This window comes from Nitrospira sp. (assembly GCA_015709715.1).
Classification (GTDB): Bacteria; Nitrospirota; Nitrospiria; order Nitrospirales; family Nitrospiraceae; genus Nitrospira_A.
Genome location: CP054184.1, coordinates 2945940 through 2965907, shown reverse-complemented (window position 1 = coordinate 2965907; position 19968 = coordinate 2945940). Strand labels below are relative to the sequence as shown.

20 protein-coding genes and 1 pseudogene are annotated in these 19968 nt (G+C 63.1%); 10 read left to right on the top strand and 11 right to left on the bottom strand.

Annotated elements, in window-relative coordinates; genetic code table 11:
* Nucleotides 1-155: 155 nt before the first annotated feature.
* The 4 genes and pseudogenes from HRU82_14445 to HRU82_14430 all read right to left on the bottom strand — a co-directional run bounded on the left by HRU82_14445 (nt 156) and on the right by HRU82_14430 (nt 4628).
* Nucleotides 156-1295 (bottom strand): annotated as a pseudogene (locus HRU82_14445) (DNA alkylation repair protein).
* Between the two features lie 8 nt (nt 1296-1303).
* A complete protein-coding gene (locus tag HRU82_14440) occupies nt 1304-1696 on the bottom strand; it encodes a translation initiation factor (GenBank protein QOJ36067.1) in 393 nt (130 codons plus the stop codon).
* A gap of 49 nt (nt 1697-1745) precedes the next feature.
* Nucleotides 1746-2297, bottom strand: a complete 552-nt coding sequence (locus HRU82_14435) for a YaeQ family protein (GenBank protein QOJ36066.1) — start codon at nt 2295-2297, stop codon at nt 1746-1748.
* A gap of 57 nt (nt 2298-2354) precedes the next feature.
* Nucleotides 2355-4628, bottom strand: a complete 2274-nt coding sequence (locus HRU82_14430; GenBank protein QOJ36065.1) for a mechanosensitive ion channel — start codon at nt 4626-4628, stop codon at nt 2355-2357.
* A gap of 131 nt (nt 4629-4759) precedes the next feature.
* Between HRU82_14430 and HRU82_14425 the strand changes: the two genes are divergently transcribed.
* Nucleotides 4760-6385, top strand: a complete 1626-nt coding sequence (locus HRU82_14425; protein QOJ36064.1) for a peptide chain release factor 3 — start codon at nt 4760-4762, stop codon at nt 6383-6385.
* A gap of 40 nt (nt 6386-6425) precedes the next feature.
* Complete coding sequence (locus HRU82_14420) at nt 6426-6602, top strand: hypothetical protein (protein ID QOJ36063.1); 177 nt, start codon at nt 6426-6428, stop codon at nt 6600-6602.
* A 2-nt stretch (nt 6603-6604) separates the two neighbouring features.
* Here the strand turns inward: HRU82_14420 and HRU82_14415 are convergent, their stop codons facing one another.
* Together HRU82_14415 and HRU82_14410 are read right to left on the bottom strand one after the other, a co-directional pair.
* Nucleotides 6605-8161, bottom strand: a complete 1557-nt coding sequence (locus tag HRU82_14415; GenBank protein QOJ36062.1) for a DEAD/DEAH box helicase family protein — start codon at nt 8159-8161, stop codon at nt 6605-6607.
* 79 nt (nt 8162-8240) lie between these two features.
* Nucleotides 8241-8474 (bottom strand): hypothetical protein, encoded by a 234-nt coding sequence (locus tag HRU82_14410; protein ID QOJ36061.1) that lies wholly within the window; start codon nt 8472-8474, stop codon nt 8241-8243.
* On the opposite strand from HRU82_14410, the gene HRU82_14405 reads away from it, so the two are divergent.
* The 3 genes from HRU82_14405 (at nt 8473) to HRU82_14395 (ending at nt 11692) form a co-directional block, all read left to right on the top strand.
* Nucleotides 8473-10413 carry a sigma 54-interacting transcriptional regulator gene (locus tag HRU82_14405; GenBank protein ID QOJ36060.1) on the top strand — a complete coding sequence of 647 codons (1941 nt, stop codon included), beginning with the start codon at nt 8473-8475 and terminating at the stop codon, nt 10411-10413. The two genes, HRU82_14410 and HRU82_14405, sit on opposite strands and share 2 nt — an antisense overlap.
* A gap of 200 nt (nt 10414-10613) precedes the next feature.
* Nucleotides 10614-11048: a hypothetical protein gene (locus HRU82_14400; GenBank protein QOJ36059.1), complete on the top strand. Its 435-nt coding sequence runs from the start codon at nt 10614-10616 to the stop codon at nt 11046-11048.
* Nucleotides 11049-11131: 83 nt separating this feature from the next.
* On the top strand, nt 11132-11692 hold the full coding sequence (locus tag HRU82_14395) for an OsmC family protein (protein ID QOJ36058.1): 561 nt from the start codon (nt 11132-11134) through the stop codon (nt 11690-11692).
* 38 nt (nt 11693-11730) lie between these two features.
* Here HRU82_14395 and HRU82_14390 read toward each other — a convergent pair whose 3' ends face one another.
* Nucleotides 11731-13458 (bottom strand): DEAD/DEAH box helicase, encoded by a 1728-nt coding sequence (locus HRU82_14390; protein QOJ36057.1) that lies wholly within the window; start codon nt 13456-13458, stop codon nt 11731-11733.
* Nucleotides 13459-13487: 29 nt separating this feature from the next.
* On the bottom strand, nt 13488-14174 hold the full coding sequence (locus tag HRU82_14385; protein ID QOJ36056.1) for an inorganic pyrophosphatase: 687 nt from the start codon (nt 14172-14174) through the stop codon (nt 13488-13490).
* Between the two features lie 232 nt (nt 14175-14406).
* Here HRU82_14385 and HRU82_14380 point away from each other — a divergent pair, with 232 nt between their 5' ends.
* Together HRU82_14380 and HRU82_14375 are read left to right on the top strand one after the other, a co-directional pair.
* A complete protein-coding gene (locus HRU82_14380) occupies nt 14407-14895 on the top strand; it encodes a CBS domain-containing protein (protein QOJ37223.1) in 489 nt (162 codons plus the stop codon).
* A gap of 93 nt (nt 14896-14988) precedes the next feature.
* Nucleotides 14989-15801 (top strand): cytochrome c, encoded by an 813-nt coding sequence (locus HRU82_14375; GenBank protein QOJ36055.1) that lies wholly within the window; start codon nt 14989-14991, stop codon nt 15799-15801.
* Between the two features lie 3 nt (nt 15802-15804).
* Here the strand turns inward: HRU82_14375 and HRU82_14370 are convergent, their stop codons facing one another.
* Nucleotides 15805-16194, bottom strand: a complete 390-nt coding sequence (locus HRU82_14370) for a hypothetical protein (GenBank protein QOJ36054.1) — start codon at nt 16192-16194, stop codon at nt 15805-15807.
* Between the two features lie 95 nt (nt 16195-16289).
* A complete protein-coding gene (locus HRU82_14365) occupies nt 16290-17138 on the bottom strand; it encodes a hypothetical protein (GenBank protein QOJ36053.1) in 849 nt (282 codons plus the stop codon).
* A 165-nt stretch (nt 17139-17303) separates the two neighbouring features.
* On the opposite strand from HRU82_14365, the gene HRU82_14360 reads away from it, so the two are divergent.
* Together HRU82_14360 and HRU82_14355 are read left to right on the top strand one after the other, a co-directional pair.
* Nucleotides 17304-17762 (top strand): hypothetical protein, encoded by a 459-nt coding sequence (locus tag HRU82_14360; protein ID QOJ36052.1) that lies wholly within the window; start codon nt 17304-17306, stop codon nt 17760-17762.
* A 3-nt stretch (nt 17763-17765) separates the two neighbouring features.
* Nucleotides 17766-19151 carry a GAF domain-containing protein gene (locus HRU82_14355; protein QOJ36051.1) on the top strand — a complete coding sequence of 462 codons (1386 nt, stop codon included), beginning with the start codon at nt 17766-17768 and terminating at the stop codon, nt 19149-19151.
* Nucleotides 19152-19176: 25 nt separating this feature from the next.
* Here the strand turns inward: HRU82_14355 and HRU82_14350 are convergent, their stop codons facing one another.
* The gene (locus HRU82_14350) at nt 19177-19665 is read right to left on the bottom strand and encodes an AAA family ATPase (GenBank protein ID QOJ36050.1); all 489 of its coding nucleotides are present in this window, start codon (nt 19663-19665) and stop codon (nt 19177-19179) included.
* Nucleotides 19666-19786: 121 nt separating this feature from the next.
* Here HRU82_14350 and HRU82_14345 point away from each other — a divergent pair, with 121 nt between their 5' ends.
* Nucleotides 19787-19945 carry a hypothetical protein gene (locus HRU82_14345; GenBank protein QOJ36049.1) on the top strand — a complete coding sequence of 53 codons (159 nt, stop codon included), beginning with the start codon at nt 19787-19789 and terminating at the stop codon, nt 19943-19945.
* The last annotated feature ends 23 nt before the right edge of the window (nt 19946-19968 follow it).

Here is a 19968-nt window from a genome sequence, read left to right as displayed (position 1 = left end):
CAGGGGATGAGTTCAGTGGAGGCGTGCGGCATGGGACCACCTCGGTCGAGGGACACATGCGAACGAGCTGGAAAGTGGCGGCCCTAGGCTAGCCCCTTACGAACAGGCTGTCAACGGAAGAAATCGGGCGAGAGACCTGGCGGCACGGCGTGCGTTCACGCCGATGTCGGGCGCCGTCTTGCGGCTGCGATCAGATGGAAGGTGCCCAACGAATCTGGACGCCCGTTGACGAGGAGTTCCACCCGGTGAAGGCCGGGATAATGTGTGCGCGTGGTGAGCTGCGACAGGGACAACCGCTTGCCCAACCGCACCGCCGCCCGCGCCGGCAACTCGACCGCTTTCAGTTTGAAGACTTTCGGCGTCGCCGTCCCGTTCGCCTTCACATACGACACCCGCAAGTCCGCCAACAGTCGCTGCGGCACCGTGGCATGGTTGACGAGGTCACACGCGATGGTGACGACCGACCCGATGGAAACCGGCGACGGCGCGATCTCAATCCTGCGCAGCGCAACCGAGCCGGCGCGGCCGTACCCCAATAGGGCCAGCGCCTCGGCATCACCGCGTTTCACCGCCGAGCGGAGCGCGTGACGCACGATCCATCGGCGCTCCTCGGTCGCCTCACCCAACCAGCGGCGCGCCGTCTCGATCAACAAGGCCGGATGGTCCTTGCCGATATCGTTGAGATTGTTGGCGACACTCCTTCGCACATACAGCGAGGGATCGTCCTTGAGCCACTCCAGTAACGCCAGCACCGGGCGCGGATCGGCTTGAAACGCGCGAAGCCGCGCAGCTCAGGGCAGCCGAGGACGCGTTCCTTCCGACACCAGGCGCCGCACATCCTCGCTCGGATCGGTCGCCCATTCCGCCAGCCGGGCCAAGGTCGCGCGTGGATGGCGCTCCAAATACCGGCGGATGCTGAACTCCGCCGTGAATCGCTGGGTCAAGACATACTGGGCGTGCATGGAGGGCTCGAAGTGCTCGAGTCCATATTCCGCGACGAACAACACATGCGGCAGAAACAGAAACGAGGCCATGCCCTGGCCGACACGACGTCGGATGGGCTGGTCGAGCGAGGCGAGGAGAATCTCGACGGCCTTCGGATAGTCGGTCGGCAGGTAGCGCCGGAGGACCTGCGCGATCTTCCAGCCGCGCGGCATGAGTTCGAGGGCTTCATACCCCTCCAGCGCCGATCGGACGAACGCCGCCCGCGGAAAGGTCGGCCACACTCCGGCCACCATCTTCGCGATGGCACGGGGCACGTCTGGCCCGAATTGGTGTTTCAAGGGTTCGGCCATGCGTGCGGTTACCCTCCTGCCATCACCGGGCGGAACCCCGCTTTGGTCAAGATGCGGGCGACCTCCGTTCGCTTGTCGCCTTGGATCTCGATGCGCCCTTCCTTGGCGGTCCCGCCGACCCCGCAGGCCTGTTGCATCTCTTTGGCGAGGGTGTCCTGTTCGGCCGTCGAGATCCCGACAAACCCGGTGATGACCGTCACCGTCTTCCCGCCGCGATGGGCGGTCTGCCGGAGAATGTCCACTCGCCCACGACGGGTCGCCTGCTCACGCAAGGCCTCAGCGGGACGATCGATCGTGTCGCGCTGCTGAGTCGGCGGCAACTCGACCTCTTTCAAGACCGCGAACGGGCTCTTCCAGGCCACCGGTGCTCCGTCCGTGGGCATACGCTTCTTGCCTTTCATATCCCGCCACCTTTCCGATGTCCACCCCTCGCCATGAACACCCCTGCCTTCATGGAGTCGTGCGCTCCTTCCAGGTCACCAATTCCAGTTGCAGCGCGTGCGCGCCATCACCGATCAGGATCTGGCCCTCCTGGATCGTGCAGTGCAAATCCATGCTGCGCTGGACGAACTGCGTGAGATCCCGGCTCGCAGTCCAGGGGACATTCATCACCGTCAGGTTGTCAAAACGTTCCAACTCCGCTCGCTGGTCCTTCCACCATTGATCCGCCGGTCGCCCACCGTAGGCATAGACGCTCACTCGCTCGGCCCGTCCGCAGGCCTGCCGAATGATCCTCTCCCCCGGCAATCCCACCTCGATCCACTGTTCCAAGCGGCCCGTTAAATCTCGCTTCCACAGCGCGGCCTCATCCTCGGCAGCTACCCCACGGCCGAAGGACAGGGCTCCGTCCGCATGCAACGCAAACGCCAGCAGCCGGACCATCACCCGTTCATCGGTTTCGGACGGGTGTCGCGCCAACGTGAGCACATGGTCCTCATAGTACTGCCGGTCCACATCGGCAATATGCAGGACGGCTTTGAGAATCGTCGCGTTCGAAGCCATGGAATGACCCACCGAGGGAGGATTGTAGGGGAGCGCCTATCCCTCAGTCCATGAGGGTTATTTTTTCGCGATACCGGCTTGGGCCAACCCCCGCTCGATAACGAACCGCAGGTCGCTGGCTACCATGGCGGGATCGATACGGGGGCCGATTTCAGTCCAGTACTGCACCGTGAACACCAGGGCCTGCTCGTTGAAGTCTTCGAGCAACACATACGGAGCCGGCTCCTTGAGGACCGCCTCGTGGCGAGCCGCCCATTCGCCCAACAGGTCCCTGACCCGTTGGGCATCGGATATCGCGGCGACGGCAATCCGCAACGCATAGCGTTTGCTGTAACTGGAATAGGTCCAATTGGTGAGGTTCCGCTCGAGCAGGTGACTGTTCGGAATCAACGTTTCCACCCCATTCATATCGCGGATCGTGGAGGAACGCAGACCGATCGTCGTGACCATGCCCCTGATGCCATCGACCTCAATCACGTCACCAACACGCAAGGGACGTTCGACGAGCAACAGCAAGCCGCTGATGACGTTCTTCAACAGATTCTGAGTTCCGAATCCTACCCCAATGGCCAGCGCTCCGCCGAGAAAGGCAAAGGCCGTGATCGGGATTTTGACCGACATCAACGCGATGAGGACGAGGACCAAGAAGAAACAGGCCATCGCCCATTGCCGAATGATATTGGCGACGTTGGGATCGAGTTGGAAGCGCGTGATGGCTTGGCGCTCGGCGAATCGCGCCAGCAGCCCCGCGCCCCAATACCCCACAATCAAAATCGCCAAGGCCGTCACCGCCTTGCCCACCGTGATGCTCCGATGGCCGGTGATCACCTTGCCCTCGACCTCGATCGAATCTTCCGCGGTGAACAGTTCCACCTGCCAGGTGTTGCCAACCACGGCCAATAGGTTGCGCCACATCTCCCGTAGGCGGGCGATCAGCGATCGTGACTGCTCCCGCTTGGAGAACTCCGCTTCCCAGTTCTCGATCACTTCTAACAACGCATCGGTGCGCTGCAACAGGCGCCGATGCAGATCCTCCCGGTGACGAGCAGCATACAATAGCTCCTGCACATGCTGTGGCGGCCCCGAGGAAGCAGCCTCTGCCAGCCGGTTCTCGATTTCGCTGATCCGGCTGCCAACCATCATGAGTTGCTGCAGGCCGTACTCTTTCCGCCCGCGAATCTGCTTGGCAGCGTTGGCCAACTTCGCGGCCGCATCACGCTCCTCCGTCAACGACAACTTCCCATGAGTCGTGGCGAATCTGAGGTCCCAGATCTGCCCCTCCCGATCGAGGTCGTCCAGCAACTGCCGCGCTAGGTCCACGTGCAGATTGGCATTGTCGAACCGAAGACGTAGCCCTTCGACCACACCGTTCAGCCGCGCCAACCGGTCTGCCTGTTCCCGCACCTTTGCCTTGGATACCGAGGACGCCGCGTTGGCCGCGGCCAATTTTGCCTCCTCGGCAGCCACGGCCTGACGCTGCAGCGACTGCTCGTCGACGGCCCGCTCCAACTCCGCCGCGATGGCTTGGCGATCCGCCTCAATCCGTTTGGCGATTCGATCAAAATCCTCCTGCGGAAAGTGGGCCTGTCGCTGGGCCAGGTCCCGTTGACGGATGAGCAACGCGACTCGTTGCTTGGCCTCGGCCAACTGCTCCTGAACCTTCTGTCGTTCCGCGTCCAACATGGCGACGCGCGCGCCCTCCACCCGCTCGCGCAATTGTGCGAGATCCCGCTCTTGAACCAATCCGTCACGTTTATCATTATCCTGGAGACCTTCCAGCCGCTCAGACAGTTGCCGCACACGGCCTTGAACCGTCTTCAGTTCAGCCTCCGCGTGGTCAGCGAGCGTTTCGGTCATCCGGAGCCTGGTCTGGATACTCTGTACCGTCAGCGCCATGGCACGGGCCGCCTCCCGCAGTTCATCGACTTTCAGGGCGGGATAGGGCGGCGGGGTGGGGAACCCGTTCCACTCTTGATTTTGACGGTCCGCATCCTGGACACGTTGGCGTAATGGCTTCAGTGTCCGAACCGCATCGAGGTGCTGCTCGGAGACTTGGACCAGTTGCTGGAGCAAGGATCGCCGCTCGGCAAGGGCCGGATCGGCCTGCTCGGCGGAGGAGCCCTTTGATCGCGCCGTCATGGCCGGCAGGCGCGAGAGTGCCTGTTCGGCACTGTCGCGCTGGGCCTGGAGATCGGGCAATGCCGCTTCCGCCGCCGGGGACGGTGGGGTCTGAGCCATGGCATCCGGCTCGATGCCGACTCCACACCACCCCCAAAGAAGGAGCAGCAACTCTGCGGTCGCGAGCCGCTGGATCGTGTTGTGATCACGCATGATCCAGTTGTACAGAGGTGTCTGGGCTTGTACAAGCGAGGCCCCTCCTTGCCGCGACCCGGCTCCGACTGATACAACAAGGCTTCTCCATCCGACATATTCGGGCGCTTTGAAGCCCCCCAAAGAGGTCTATGACCCTGTCGATTGAAAAGTCCTCGTCCGACGAGTTGCGACGCGAAGTGGCGCGGCGGCGCACCTTCGCCATCATTTCTCACCCCGACGCCGGGAAAACCACGCTGACGGAGAAACTGCTGCTCTACTCGGGAGCCGTACACCTTGCGGGAGCCGTGCAGGCTCGTTCGTCTCAACGCCAAGCCAAATCCGATTGGATGGAGTTGGAGCAGGCGCGCGGCATTTCCATCACCTCCACGATGCTCCAGTTCGACTACCAAGGCGCGCGCATCAACCTCCTGGACACACCGGGCCACCAGGACTTCAGCGAGGACACCTACCGGACGCTCATGGCAGTGGACAGCGCCGTCATGGTGCTCGACGGCGCCAAGGGGATCGAGCCTCAGACCAAGAAACTCTTTGCGGTCTGTCGCAAACGCGGCATCCCGATCCTGACCTTCATCAACAAGATGGACCAGCCGGGCCGCCACCCCTTCGACCTGCTCGATGAAATCGAGCGGACGCTCGGCATGACGGCCGTGCCCTTCAACTGGCCCATCGGCGAAGGGTCCGGCTTTCAAGGGGTGTACGACTTCCAGAACCACCACGTGTTGTTTTTTGAGCGGACGGCCCACAACCAACGCCGCGCCCCGATGACTGTGGACAGTTTTCCCAACGCCAGATTGGCCGAGACGTTGGGGGACGCCTACGGGCCGCTGCAGGAGGAAATCGGCCTGCTGAAAGGAGCCGGCACGGCGTTCGACCGGACTCGGTTTCTCACCGGTGAATTGACCCCGGTGTTCTTCGGCAGCGCGCTCACCAACTTCGGCGTCGGCCCCTTCTTGGACGCCTTCACCCAGCTCGCGCCGCCACCCGGCCCGCGCCACAGCAGTCGAGGGGCGATCGAGCCGACGGATGAACAGTTTTCCGGCTTCGTGTTCAAGATCCAGGCGAACATGGACCCCCAGCATCGCGACCGTATGGCATTTCTTCGCATCTGCTCCGGCCGGTTCGAGAAAGACATGATGGTCCACCACGCCAGGCTGGGCCGCAAAATCCGCATGACCCGCCCCCATCGGCTGTTCGGCCGCGATCGCGAGACGATCGACGAAGCCTATCCCGGCGACGTGGTCGGCCTGGTCAATCCCGGCCTTTTTACCATCGGCGACACCCTCAGCTCGGACAGTTCGATCAGTTTCGATCCCATCCCGCACTTTCCGCCGGAATGTTTCGGGCGGCTGCGCACGCAAGACATCTCCAAACACAAACAGTTTCAGAAGGGGCTGCAGCAACTGGAAGAAGAGGGGGTCATGCAGATCTTCCACTCCCCCGACCAGATCCGCCGCGAGCCGGTGCTGGCTGCGGTGGGTGAGCTGCAGTTCGACGTGGTGATCTCACGGTTGGAGAATGAGTACGGGGTCAAGACCTCGGTGGATCGCCTGCCGCATGCCCTCGCGCGTTGGATCGTGGGCGATCCCGCGGCCATTGCGGCGGTCTATTGGCCGGCGGACACGATCCGCCTGCTCGACCGTCAGGGTCGCCCCGTCATGCTGTTCATGACGGACCATCTCCTGGCCTACTGCATCAAATCGAATCCATCCATCAAGTTCGTCTTACGGGAAGAACTGGAACAGGCAGGACCGTAACCGACGAGCGAACCGTGGCAGGCGCCACAAGGAACCACCCATGCCCAAGGCCAAGAGCGCGAAGAACTGTTATTACTGCGAAGCCGAGGACCGCATCCGCATGACATACATGTTCTGCAGTCTGTGCCGTCGGCATTTCTGCAGCAGCCACGGCGTGCCGGATTTGGAGCAATGCAACCGCTGTCTGGAAGCCGGCGAAGAAACGGACGCGACGTGACTCTACCGCCTGCGATCGAACCCTGAATCCCGCCACTTCTCCAACAAGGCGATGCGTCGTTCGAGTTGCGGAATGGTCGCTTCATCCACGCGGCCGCCGGTCCGTTTGATCAGCTCGGCATTGAGTTGTCGATGGTCCAGGCCGGTCTTCCGGGCGACGGCGCCGACCAGCAGGCGATGCTTCTCGCGCAAATTGTGTTTCTGATCGTGAAGCGCAACGGCCGGCTCCCCCTGTCCCTTGCCCTCTCCCGACGGTTCGCTCTCCTCCGCGCCGATCAAGGCATCCAAGCGCGCCACGCCGTTCAGCGGAATATACTCCTTCAGCGACGTGGCTGCCGTGCCGAACAGGGTCCGTTGCATGGCGGGCATGATGTCTTCCAGCACGTGGTCACGTTCGACCTTGATGCGTTTCGCATAATGCACCAGGGTTGCGTCTTTCGGCAGGTAGAGCCAGGCCCGTTGCGGCCTGGGCACCTTCTCCTGCATCCGCACGAAACGCCCCACGACCTGGCGGAAATACATCTCCGTCAACACGTTGGTGGCATACACCCCCACCCGCAGCCGGGGGATGTCCACTCCTTCGCTGACCATGTTCACCGCCACCAGCCATTGTTGGCTCTTATGATGCGCAAAGGTTTCGATGGTCTTGGAGGCGGAAGGATCGTCGGAGACGGCCACCTGCGCCCGCCCCCCGGTGATGCGTTTCACCAACTCCGCCACCTGCCGGGCATGGTCCTGATTCATGGTCACGATGAGGCCGCCCGCATCCGGCTGCTCCTGCTTGCGGAGCCGCTGCAACTCGGCATGGGCATCACTCAACACCGGCCCCAGCCAGCTCTCCTGGAGCAACGCGGTCTTGAGCCGTTCCCGCTGACGCTCGAACGTCAATCCGTCCTCGAACGTGGCTCGATGCTCGCGGCCGTCCGATAACCACGTCAACTCGCCTTCGTAGCTGGGAAAGAGAATGGGGCGGCAGACGCCGTCGCGGATCGCGTGGGAATAGCCGTAGGTGAAATCCGCCTGACTTTCGCCTTGCTCGTACCGGACATAGGGAATCGGGTTGTTGTCGGAGCGAAAGGGTGTCCCCGACAAGGCCAGGCGGAACACCGCTTCGCCGAACGCCTCGCGGAGCGCAATGCCCCAATCCTTCCCGTCCCCCGCATGGTGCAGCTCGTCGAAAATGAGCAACGTCTTCCGGTTGCGGCAGGCCCGCCGAAATACGTCCGGCGCGAGGCAAACCTGCTGATAGGTCACGACCGCGCCATGGTAATCCCGCGCTTCACAGGCCTGCTCGTTCGACAAATTCGGGTCGAGCTGAATGCCCACGTGGCCGGCGGCGGACGCCCATTGCGTCCGCAGGTGATTCGTCGGACAGATCACCAGGACCCGCGCGGCGGCACGGTCCGCCAGGTACTGATGGGCGATGCGCAAGGCAAAGCGGGTCTTGCCGGCGGCAGGAGTCGCGGTGACCAGATAGTCTTCGCAGCGGCGGGCCAAGACATCCGCCACCGCACGCGCCTGCCAATCACGCAGCTGCGCTTTCCAGGGAACCAGCGTCACTACCCTCTCCTCACTTTGTTGCTCCATTGAAAGGTACCCATGCCGATCCCCTCACCACGTTCCGTCATATCGCGCCTCTCTACGATCGAAAGGCCGGAATGATCGCCGTGGGGTGGTTGACTGTGACCGGATTGGAATGGGATATGACCGACGCCCCTGCCGGTGCACCGAGAGACATCCATGGATCGGTGACGACAGGGATGAACACGACCATGAGCAGGGGGATGGTAGCGTAAAACCTCACGGGCAACAAGAGGCCGGCGCACCCTTGAAACCCCGGCCTCGTGGTCGCATACTCACGGCACCACGCCATGTCGACCGAGCATACAGACGCCACCCAACCGCTCCATGCCTTGGAAGCCGATGCGGTGTTGCGCGCCATCCTGCAGGGCACGGCGACGGAGACCGGCCACGACTTTTTTGCCGCCCTGGTCCGCAACCTCGCCGACGTCTTGGGTACCCATGGCGCCTGGGTCACGGAATACTTTCCTGAATCCCGACGCCTGCGCGCCCTGGCCTTCTGGATGGACGGCCAGTGGGTCAAGGATTACGAAGTCGACATCGCGGGGACGCCCTGCGAGCGGGTCATCGATACGGCCACCCTGGTGCATTTCCCCGACCGCGTTCTGGAGATCTATCCGCAGGAGGAGGAGTTGCGGCAGGCCGGGGCCGTCAGTTACATGGGGGTGCCGCTCAAGGATCAAGACGGCGGCATCCTGGGCCACATGGCCGTCATCGACCGTCGCCCCATTCCTGAAGAACCGCGCATCCATGCTATTTTCCAAATCTTCGCCGCGCGAGCGGCGGCGGAACTCCGACGGTTGCGGGCCGAGGCCGAGGTGCGGGAACGGGAGGAAACCGTGGGGCGCCTCCTTGGAAGCGCGATGGACGCCATCATCGAACTGGACGACCAACTGCGGATCACCCGCGTCAATCCGGCCACCGAGCGGGTGTTTCGTTGTGGCGGCTCCCGGATGGTCGGCCAGGATTTCAGACGGTTCATGAGCGACGAGGACGCCCGCCGCGTGACCGACCTGATCACCGAACTGGATACCCGCCCCGAAGGACAACGCTCCCTCTGGATTCCCGGCGGCCTCACGGCCCGTTGTCCCGAAGGCGGCTCCTTTCCCGCCGAAGCCACCCTCTCCCGCTTCGAGTTGCACCGCCGCACCGCTACGACCGTGATCCTGCGCAACGTGCGCGACCGGATCGAGGCGGAACAAAAGATTCGGTCGCTCACCGTGGAAACAGAACTCCTGCGCGAGGAGCTCCAGTCGCGTCATCCTGGCACACTGATCGGCGAGAGCCCGGCCCTGCGACGCGTGCTGGACGACATCGCGCAGGTCGCGCCGACCGATGCCACGGTCCTGATCGTCGGCGAAACCGGCACCGGTAAGGAGTTGGTCGCGCGAGCGATTCACCGAGCCAGCCATCGACGCGAGCGTCCGTTGGTCATCGTCAACTGCGCGGCGATACCCGCCACGTTGATGGAAAGCGAATTCTTCGGCCACGAGCCCGGCGCGTTCACCGGCGCGACCAAGAAACGGGAAGGCCGGTTTGCCCTGGCGGACCGAGGCACGATCTTTCTCGACGAGATCGGCGAACTGCCGCTGGACCTTCAAGCCAAGTTACTCCGTGTCTTGCAAGAGGGCGAATTCGATCCCGTGGGGAGCTCTCACACCAAAAAGGTAAACGTGCGGGTCCTGGCCGCTACCAATCGCGACCTCTCAAAGTCCATCAAGGAGGGACAGTTTCGCGAGGATCTCTATTATCGATTGAACGTCTTTCCCCTCGCCCTGCCGCCCTTGCGCGAGCGCGGCGACGACATCGTGCGGCTCGCCTCGGCCTTCGCCCAACGTTGTGCCCGCACCATGGGCCGCACCATCGCACCCTTGACCGTCGACTGCGCCGAACGGCTCAGGCGGTACAGCTGGCCCGGCAATGTGCGTGAACTGCAGAACGTGATGGAACGTGCAGTCATCACCGCCGTCGACGGCAAGCTGAACCTGGATCGCGCCTTGCCCGAGGTGTCTCCCGCTGCGATACCGTGCGCACCCACGGCAGGGCAAGAGCCGTCGAAAATTCTCACGGCGCAGGAACTCGAATCGCTGGAGCGAACGAACATCCTGCGCGCCCTGGATGAGACCGGGTGGGTCGTGGCCGGCGAGAAGGGTGCGGCCAAACACCTTGGGCTCAATCCCTCCACCTTGGCTTCCCGCATGAAGGCCTTGGGCATCCGCAAACCTCACTGACCGTTGCCTCGTGGCTTGCGAGATCTCGCGCCGAGACTCGTGACATTTCGCAAGGCGCGAAATCCCGCATCCGGCATCTCAACGCCATTCCACGCAATCAGCTGATTTTTCGACGTTACCCATCCGACAACTCCCTGGCATCACTCCTGCTGATAGGCCTGGCATCGATCACGATGCACCCACGAAGCGAGGGGGAAACGATGAACAGGATACAGGACATAGGCTGGTGGTACTGGCTGGCGACGGTCGCACTGCTGGGAAGCGGTCTGACGGGATGGCCGCCCGGCATCTGGTTGGCCATGGCGCTCTGCCTCATCCAGATCGCGCATGTGTTTCACCTGGTCCCCGAGGTGACGGCATTTCCACTGCAGGTCCGGGTGGCTTACCTGATCCTCCTTGCGGCGGGACTGTGGCCGCCGCTCCAGTGGGTCCACATCATCCAGCTTGTCGGCACGACGGCGCGGGTGCTGGTCGGGTATTGCCTGCTGGCCCGCACCCTGTCTTTGGCGCCTTGGAACCGTCGGCAGCCGCTGACCTGGGCGATCCTGCGCCGGACGTTCCTCTCGCCGCAGACGGCGGTGCCGCCCTGCGGAGCGATCTTCGGCCGTCTCTCGCTCGAACGGGTACCGCAATGAACTGGGAAACGATATGCCGGAATGCCGACCGGCTGTTGATTCGGCAGGCCATCATCACGCACTCACAACCAAGGAGGGATCTCATGTCACCAGCCACGATGACCGGCACCATCAACGGCGTCGATGTGGAACGAATGGGGGCGACCGTACAGGCGGTGCAGCAACAACCGACCCTGGCGAATTTTCGGTTCCGCGCGAAGAACCAGTGGATGAGGGGCGGCCACAACCGTTCGACGATCAAGAGTTTCTACGGCGCGGGGCAGGAAGACAGCCTCCGCACCCAGCCCTTCGTGCTCGAGGCGGATGAGCCGCCCGTGCTTTTGGGCGAAGACCATGGGGCGAACCCGGCGGAGTATCTGCTGCATGCGCTGGCCGCCTGTCTCACCACGTCCATGGTCTACCATGCAGCCGCGCGCGGCATTCACATCGAGTCGTTGGAATCGACGTTGGAAGGGGATGTGGATCTGCAGGGTTTTCTCGGCCTGTCCGACCAGGTGCGCCCCGGGTATCAAGCCATTCGGGTCACATTCACCGTCCAGTCGGACGCAAGCCCCGAACAGCTGCGGGAGTTGGCGAAGTTTTCACCGATTCACGACACGATTGCGAATCCGGTTCCGGTGACCATCGACGTACAGGCCAAGTGACGACGGGGCCTGGGCATCCAGGGATGCCCAGGCTCGCCTCAATCCCGAAACAACCTCACGGACACCTTCTGCCCCTTGATCCTCGTCCGGCCCAGCGCGTCGATCACCTGACGCGCGGCTTCTTCCTGCACGTCGACGATGGAAAACCGATCCTCCACTTCGATCGCACCGATCATGCGCGAGGGGACGCCGGCTTCGTTCGCAATGGCGCCGACCAAATCGCCAGGCCTGACTCCCATGGCACGACCGGCCCCGATATACACACGCACCGCCCCCGCCGCGCGACCACGACCGGGGCCGCCACGCGGCGCGCGCGCGCGGTCGCCATAGCCACCGGCTTGGCCGTAGGAGGATCGCCCGCTCCGATAGGGCTCCGGAGCCCGCACGGGCATGGCGGGAATGTCCTCTTCGGCCCGGTCGCCGCCATGAGCTTTGTAGACGAGTTTGACCGCCGCCGCCGCGATATCCATCAGGTCGGCTGAGCCGGCCAAGGCCTGCACGACGCGACGGAAATCGTCCAACTCACCGGCGTCTAAGGCCTCTTGGATCGAACCCTTCGTCCGCTCCAGACGTTTAGCCAACAGGTCGCCGACGGACGGCACCGGGGCGATCGTGATGCGCGCCTTCGTGTGCTGCTCGACGCTCCGCAAGAGTCGCTGCTCGCGGGGCTCGACGATGGTGATCGCCGTCCCTTCGCGTCCGGCCCGTCCCGTCCGACCGATACGATGGACATAGACCTCCACCGAGGAAGGCAGATCGTAATTGATGACGTGCGAGACGGAGGGGATGTCCAAGCCGCGAGCCGCCACGTCGGTGGCGACCAGCAGTTCGGTCTGTCCCGAGCGAAAGGACTGCATCACTCGATCCCGCTGTACCTGGCTCATGCCGCCGTGGATGGCCTCGACACGGTACCCCCGGCCGAGCAAGGCCGCGGTCACTTCATCGACCTCCAACCGCGTCCGGCAAAAGACGAGCGCGGATTTAGGCGTGGCCATATCCAACACCCGCGCCAACGCCGCGACCTTGTGCTGGCGCAACACGACGTAGGCGGTCTGTTGCACCCGCGGAGCAGCCCCCGCCTTGACCGGTTCCCGCGCGATCGTGACATCGACCGGATCCTTCAAGTGGCGGCGGGCAATGGCGGCAATCCGGGGCGGCATGGTGGCGGAGAACAACGCCGTCTGCTTGGTCGCCGGAGTTTGCTCCAAGATCGCATCCAGATCGTCGGCAAATCCCATGTCGAGCATCTCGTCCGCCTCGTCGAGGACGACGATTTGGAGATCCGCCAGCTTCAGAGTCTGTCGCCGCAGATGGTCCAAGGCCCGTCCCGGTGTCGCCACGATCACCTCGACGCCACGCCGCAGCGCCTGCAGCTGCGGTCCCATCGCCTGCCCCCCGTACAGCGCCAAGACCCCGATCCGCATCTCCTTGCCGTACCGCTGGACTGCCTCGCTGACCTGTACGGCCAGTTCCCTGGTCGGCACCAAAATGAGCGCCGTGGGACGATGGCGCGGGCCATGGGCGATCCGCTGCAACAGGGGCAAGGCGAAGGCCGCGGTCTTTCCCGTGCCCGTAGCCGCCTGCCCCAAGAGGTCCCGGCCCTCGAGGAGCGGCGGAATGGCTCCCTTCTGAATAGGCGTCGGCTCTTCGTAGCCCAACGTTTCGAGCGCGGCGAGCAACGAGGCTTCCAGCCCCAAGGCGGCAAAACCCGGCGAAAACCCCTTGGCCGCCGGTTCGGTCTGCGGATGGTTCGTGTGCTGTTTCATGGAGAGGGGATCGACCTTTCTTGAGCCGGCTAGCTCCGCTTGCCGACGGCGGTCCAAAGCGATTCGAGCTCGGGAAATTTTTTCTGATAATCCTCATGGCTGGCCCGGATGACCCGCAGGGCCTCATCCCGCCCATACATGCCGGTGATTTCCACCTTGTGCTGGGTCGACCCCGGCGCATGTTTGTAGGTGAGGAAGTAATGTTGCAGCCGATCGAGGAGCGTCATGGGGCAGTCCTTCAAATCGGTAAAGTTGCCGTAGACGGCGTCATCGCGCATGACGGCGATGATCTTGTCGTCGGCTTCGCCCCCGTCGGCCATGCTGAGTCCGCCGATGGGCAAAGCCGTGAGCAGAATGTCGCTGTGGGGAATCGTCTTCTCCGTGAGCACGCAGATATCGAGCGGATCGCCGTCGCCGATCATGCCGGGCCGGTTGGCGCGCTCCCCGAACAACTTGGCGACCTGTTCGCCGCAATAGGTCTGCGGAATTAAGCCGTAATAGACGGGGCAAAAGTTCGAGAACCGTTGCGGACGATCCACTTTCAAGAAGCCGCTGGCCTTGTCGACCTCGTACTTCACCGTATCGGTCGGAACGATTTCAATATAGGTCGTCACCATCTCAGGCGCCCGTTCGCCGATGGACACGCCGTGCCAAGGATGAGCCTTGAACATGTAACTCATCAGCCGCTGCGAGACTTCGATCTCCCTTTTACTCATCCTTCGACATCCCCCTGTAAATCCTCTCGGCACCCACGCTCTGACGATCGTGCGATCCGGCAAGGTTTGAATGAATGGTATGGAACGCTGGTCGTGGAATTGCGCGACCGGCTGGAGAAACCAGTAGCTTATAACATATTGCCGTCTAAGGAAAGTAGGAGGGGCCATGGCTCAAGAAGCCGTGCACTCGGGCCGATACGGGAACAACAGCCCTCAAACTCAGGAGCGATTCATGCCCCCCGGCTCCCAACCATCAGATCAGCACCCGTCCGTCCTCTCCGACGCCCGACAGGACGAGCCGGCTCCGACCGTTCAAGCCATCATGTCCCGGCGGCTGGTGACGGTCGCGATGGATGATTCCCTTGCACGGGCGCGTGAACTGTTCAACGAGTTCCACTTCCACCACCTGCTGGTGGTGGAAGGACGGGAATTGGTCGGTATCATCTCCGATCGCGACCTGTTGAAGGCCGTCAGCCCCTATGTGGGGACGATGTCGGAAACGGACCGCGATCGCGCCACGCTCCAGAAGCGGGTCCACCAGATCATGAGCCGTACGCTCGTCACCGTCACCCTCCACACCAGCGTGACGGCGGCATCCCAACTCCTCCTTGAGAATCGCGTCTCCTGCCTGCCGGTCCTCACAACCGCCGGCCACTTGGAAGGTATCGTCACCTGGCGGGACCTCCTGCGGGAATACCTGCGATACCAAGCGGCCGCATAGGCCTCCCCTCTACGCTTCGATCCATGGCAGTCGCTGGTCCCGTTGATTATAATGGGGTCAAGATCTGCGGAGCAGAGCGGTAGGCACCACTCAATGGCTGCGAAAAAGAATTCCGTGTGGGCGTGGAGCAGGACGGGACTGAGGGGAGCGCTCTGCCTCACGGCGGCGCTCAGCGGACAAGCCGCGAAGGGGGCGGACGCCGGCGCACACGAACCATCGGCTCCCCTTCCGCCGGCCGCCGAGCAAGGCCGCACCCTCTTTAACGGCAAGGGGCTCTGCTCCACCTGTCACGGCATCGACGGATATCGCGATCGGCTCCCACCGCAGCTCAGTCCGAATATTCGCGAGAACATCGGCCGCCTCGATCCTCCCCCGGCCGACCTGAGGCGAGCCGAGACCCTCACACTGACCACGGACAAACAGCGCTTCGAGGCCATCCGCCATGGCCATCTCCGGACGGCGATGTACCCGCTGTCGAAGGAATCCTTGAGCGATGAAGAAATTTTGTCGCTGTTGCCCTACTTAGCCGCTCTTCGCGGTACTGCACGGGCCGCCGCCCCGATGGGCGGAACGGGTGACGGGAGCAGCCTGCAAGGTGACGCGAAGAGCGGTCGGACGCTCTACCACGAAATCGGCGGCTGCGCCGTCTGCCACGGCATCGAGGGCCATCTGAACCGCAAGCCCCCGATCTCAGCCGATCTCTCTAAACGACTGAGCCGCCTCGCCGTCCCGCCGGCCAACCTGCGTGACCCGGCGAAACTCAAGGCCCAGGACGATGAGGATCGTTACCGCTCGATCAAGCTGGGCCATCCGGGCACTGCGATGTATCCTAAGAACCTGCTCCGCGATGAGGACATTCGCGACCTCATCGCCTATTTGCGCACCCTCCGCGAGGCGACGCGCTGACAGTCAGCTCATCCCAGGCGGATCTTCTCGGTCTTCACCCGCAAGAACCTCGGCCTCACTCGCTTCCAGTTCTTCAATGTCCGTGAGAATGCCCAGCAGCAGCTGACGGCGCTGCTGAAGGCCCTTTTTCGGCACGTCCCTGGTCTGCGGCTCCTGTGCGGATTCCGGCAGGTTGACGATCGCCTCGGCTTCTCCCAACGTAGCGTACTTGTACGACTCCACGTACTGATGCGTGTCGCCGTAGATACCCGTGAGCAACTCGATCGTCTCGGCGTCGAACTGGTCGCAGCTCGGAGTCACCGGAGCCTGATGTTCCAGGGCTTCAAGCTTGTTGAGCTGCGCCTTGATATGATCGCTGCGAAGCTGTGGGTGATATGTGGCATTGATATCCATAGCGGCGCCTCCTTGGTGATCTTTCGGTATACCGCCTCGACCGAGAGGGGAGAGCTAGGAGAACCCCTGGGACGATCGCCCTCCCCTCCGCATCGTTAGTCTACCGTAAAATCGGTCACCATCCCCTGGGCAAGATGGGGCTTGCCCGTCGCCGGGTCTGGAAAGAAGCAGATCAATCCGTAATGGCCTGGTTCGAACTGCGCCGTGAAGTAGGCCTGCCCGCCGGTTTCAAGGCCGACGACTCCACCCATGAACTGGCCGGGAGGCGGTGCGGACCCCGACTCCGCCACCACGGCAAACTCTTTCGCCGAAACGCCCGGTGTCAACTTCACCAGCACGGCTTCGTGCGGCTGCGTGCCGTGGTTCATCACGCGGATCGTATGCGAGCCGGAGGCCACGGGTTTCGAAAGCGTGAACTGAAAATCGGCTTGGGTAATCGTGACTGCAGCCTGCGGCGCGGCTTGCGGCGCGGAATCGGCCCCCTTGACCGACAGCGTCTTTTGCATCCCCAGCGCCAGGTGCGGCACGCCGGCCCGGTTCGGGATCAGACAGATCAGCAGGTATTCGCCTTCGCCGAGGTCCATCGTCGCCACGGCCTCACCGCCCGGCTCCGCCGCATTGGGACCGCCGACGAACTGAATCCATGACGGCATGCGGCCGGGATTCGCCTTGAGCGCGGCCTGAAACTCCCCTGCCGTCTTTCCCTGCAACAGCTTGAGCAGCTGCACGTGGTGAAGATCTTGTCCCCGGTTGACCACCTGAATGGAGGTCAGGCCGGCGGGAATGTGATCGGGGCCGGTAAACCCGTAGTCGTCCGCCACAAACCGCACGGGCGCCGGGCGAGGGGACGCGGCAACAGAGAGACGACTGTCCACCCCCACCAACGCCCCGGCGAGGGGGAGGACCAACAACCATGCGAGGGATCGAGTCAAGACGAGTGACATGGCAACCTCCTTGTGGTTCGGCAAGGCCGCCTGAACGAGACATCACCGAAAGCGCTGCGGCCATTTCCTTCGGCAGGCGGAACCCTACCACGAAGCCCCAAGCGCCGGTTCCTAAGAATATGCTATCGTGCGCCTAATTTTTTCCTAAGGACGTCGCCGGAGCCGATGCAGATCCCGCCACAGGTCGTCGACCTTCTCCGCACCGGAGTGTCGGTCATTGTCGGCACCCGCGATGCCGGCCTCATGCCGGAATCGACCAGGGCCTGGGGCATCCGGGTCGCGCCGGATTACAAGACGGTCACGATTTTTCTCACGGAAGCCATTTCCCGTAAAACGCTGGAAAACCTCCGCGACAACGGACTGATCGCGATCAGCTGTACGCGACCGACCGACCATGTCGCCTGCCAGCTCAAGGGACGGCTGCGGCAGATACGCCCGACCACGGCGCGGGACCAAGAGGACAGCCGGAGCTGGCATCGGGAATTCTCGCAGGAGCTGCTCGCCATCGGCTTTTCGCCCATGTTGAGCGAAGCCTGGATCACCGAACCGGCCCTCGCCGCCGACATCGAAGTGACGGACGTCTTTCACCAAACCCCCGGACCCGGCGCGGGGGAGCGCGCCTAGACGATGGAGCCCTCGACGATCCTACTGGCAGACTTGTGGCCCTGCCTGCAGGGCATGATCCCCGCCGCCTTGAGCACCAGCTCGCGCGACGGGGTGCCGAACATCACCTTCGTCAGCCAGATCTACTATGTCGATGCCGACCACGTAGCGATCTCCCACCAATTTTTCAACAAGACCCATCGTAATGTCCGTGAGCATCCGCTGGCCTGCGCGATGGTGCTCGACCCGCGAACCCTACAGGGCTATCGGCTGTATCTGCGTTACGACCACTCCGAATCATCAGGCCCGCTCTTCGATTCCATGTCGCTCCAGTTGCAAGCCATCGCGTCTTATGCCGGCATGACCGACGTGTTCCGCCTCCAAGCCGTCGACGTGTATCAGGTCTTACGCATCGAACGGATGGACGGATTTACCCGAACCCCGACACCGCCTGCCGGGGAGCAACCTTCACGCCTGTTGGTGGACCAGGATCTGGAAGGCTTACGGCTCCTATCGGAGCGCATGGGCCGGTGCGAACTGTTGGGAGACCTGTTGGAAAGCACGCTCCGATTGTTGGACGAGCGGCTCGGCTTTCGCCATTCGATGATTTTGCTGGCGGACGAGGCGAACGCCAAGCTGATCACCATTGCCAGCCATGGCTACTCCGACAACGGGGTCGGCTCCGAAGTGGGGATCGGGGAGGGCCTCATCGGCATGGTGGCCAGAGCCCGTTGTCCGCTCCGCCTGTCGGCCATCGACCACAGCCTGCGGTACGCCCGCGCGGTGCGGGGCCGCGTCGAAGCCGTGGACGGAGCGGAGGCGGTCTGTCGGGAAATCCCTCTCCCCGGGCTGCCCGGCGCCTCGGGACAACTTGCCGTGCCGCTGGTCTCGCACAAGTGCCTGATCGGCGTGCTGGCCGTCGAATGCACGGAACCGCTGGCCTTCATGGCTCGTGAAGACACGCTGTTGATGATCGTTGCCGGGCAACTCGCCGCCGGCATCGAACAATTGAGCCGAGAGGTGGAAGAACCTACGCCAGGCCCGGCGGTCCGATCCGCGACCAAGCCGCGCGCGACCGCCCCGCGCACGAGGCAATTTTCCTTTTTCCGTGCCGATGATTGTATCTTCGTGGATGGGGACTACCTGATTCGCAACACACCGGCCCGCATCCTCTGGCGTATCCTGACCCAGCATCGAGAAGCGGGCCGCTGCGACTTCACCAACCGCGAGCTGCGGATGGACGCCTGGCTGGGCCTGCCGGAATTCAAGGACAACTTGGAGAGCCGCTTGATCCTCCTTCGCAAACGCCTGGAACAGAAGTGTCCCGACATCCGCTTGGTTCCGCGCGGGCGGGGCCGGTTCGCGCTGGAAACTGAAGTAGCGATCGAGCTGGCTGAGCGAGGGAGTTAGGGAGGGTTTGCCCGCCAGCGCTCGTTCACAGGCCGAGACTGGCACGAATCAGGCGAATGAGGCGCTCGGGCGGCAATGCGGCATCGACCACCAGCGCATCGATCGGCTCTTCCAGCAATGCCAGTTGACTGGCGAGAAGGTCGGGCCCCATGAAATGGGCGGTCCGGCGGTCCAGCCGATCACGGAAGAGCACCTCACTGCCCCTGAGATAGACCACCCGCACCTGCTCCTCGACGCCCCGACGCACAGTCCGTCGGTAGTCTCGCGTCAAGATCGAGCAGGCCACGACAGCCGATTGCCCCCTGGACAGCACGTCGACCACGGCCGCATGCAGCTTAGCGAGCCAGGGCTGCCGATCCTCATCGGTCAGGGCCTGCCCACTCCGCATCTTTTCGATATTCCCCGGCGGGTGCAGGTCGTCACCATCGATAAACGTCCAGCCGAGGTTACCGGCCAGCGCGCGACCCACCACCGTCTTGCCTGCTCCCGACACGCCCATCACCAAAATGACCATGATGATGCGTACCTCCGACTCGGTAATAATCTGACGCCCCGTCAGGGAATTCCCGATTCCACGCCAGAGCCTGCGAGAGCATAGTAGGCGGGGTGCGAAACGACCACCAGGAAACGGTCCCGTGGAACGAAAGCTTCGCCGACGCTCCGGTTCCAGCCCCTATCGCTTTCACAATGTCAGACGCACGGAGCGGAAGTTTCTGTTCGTGGCGGTCACGTCTGCCATCATCTTGATGATGGTGCTCTCCGGCTTGATGTTCGACATCTACCACATCCACTAGCCGGACGCGGCCCATCGCCCCCG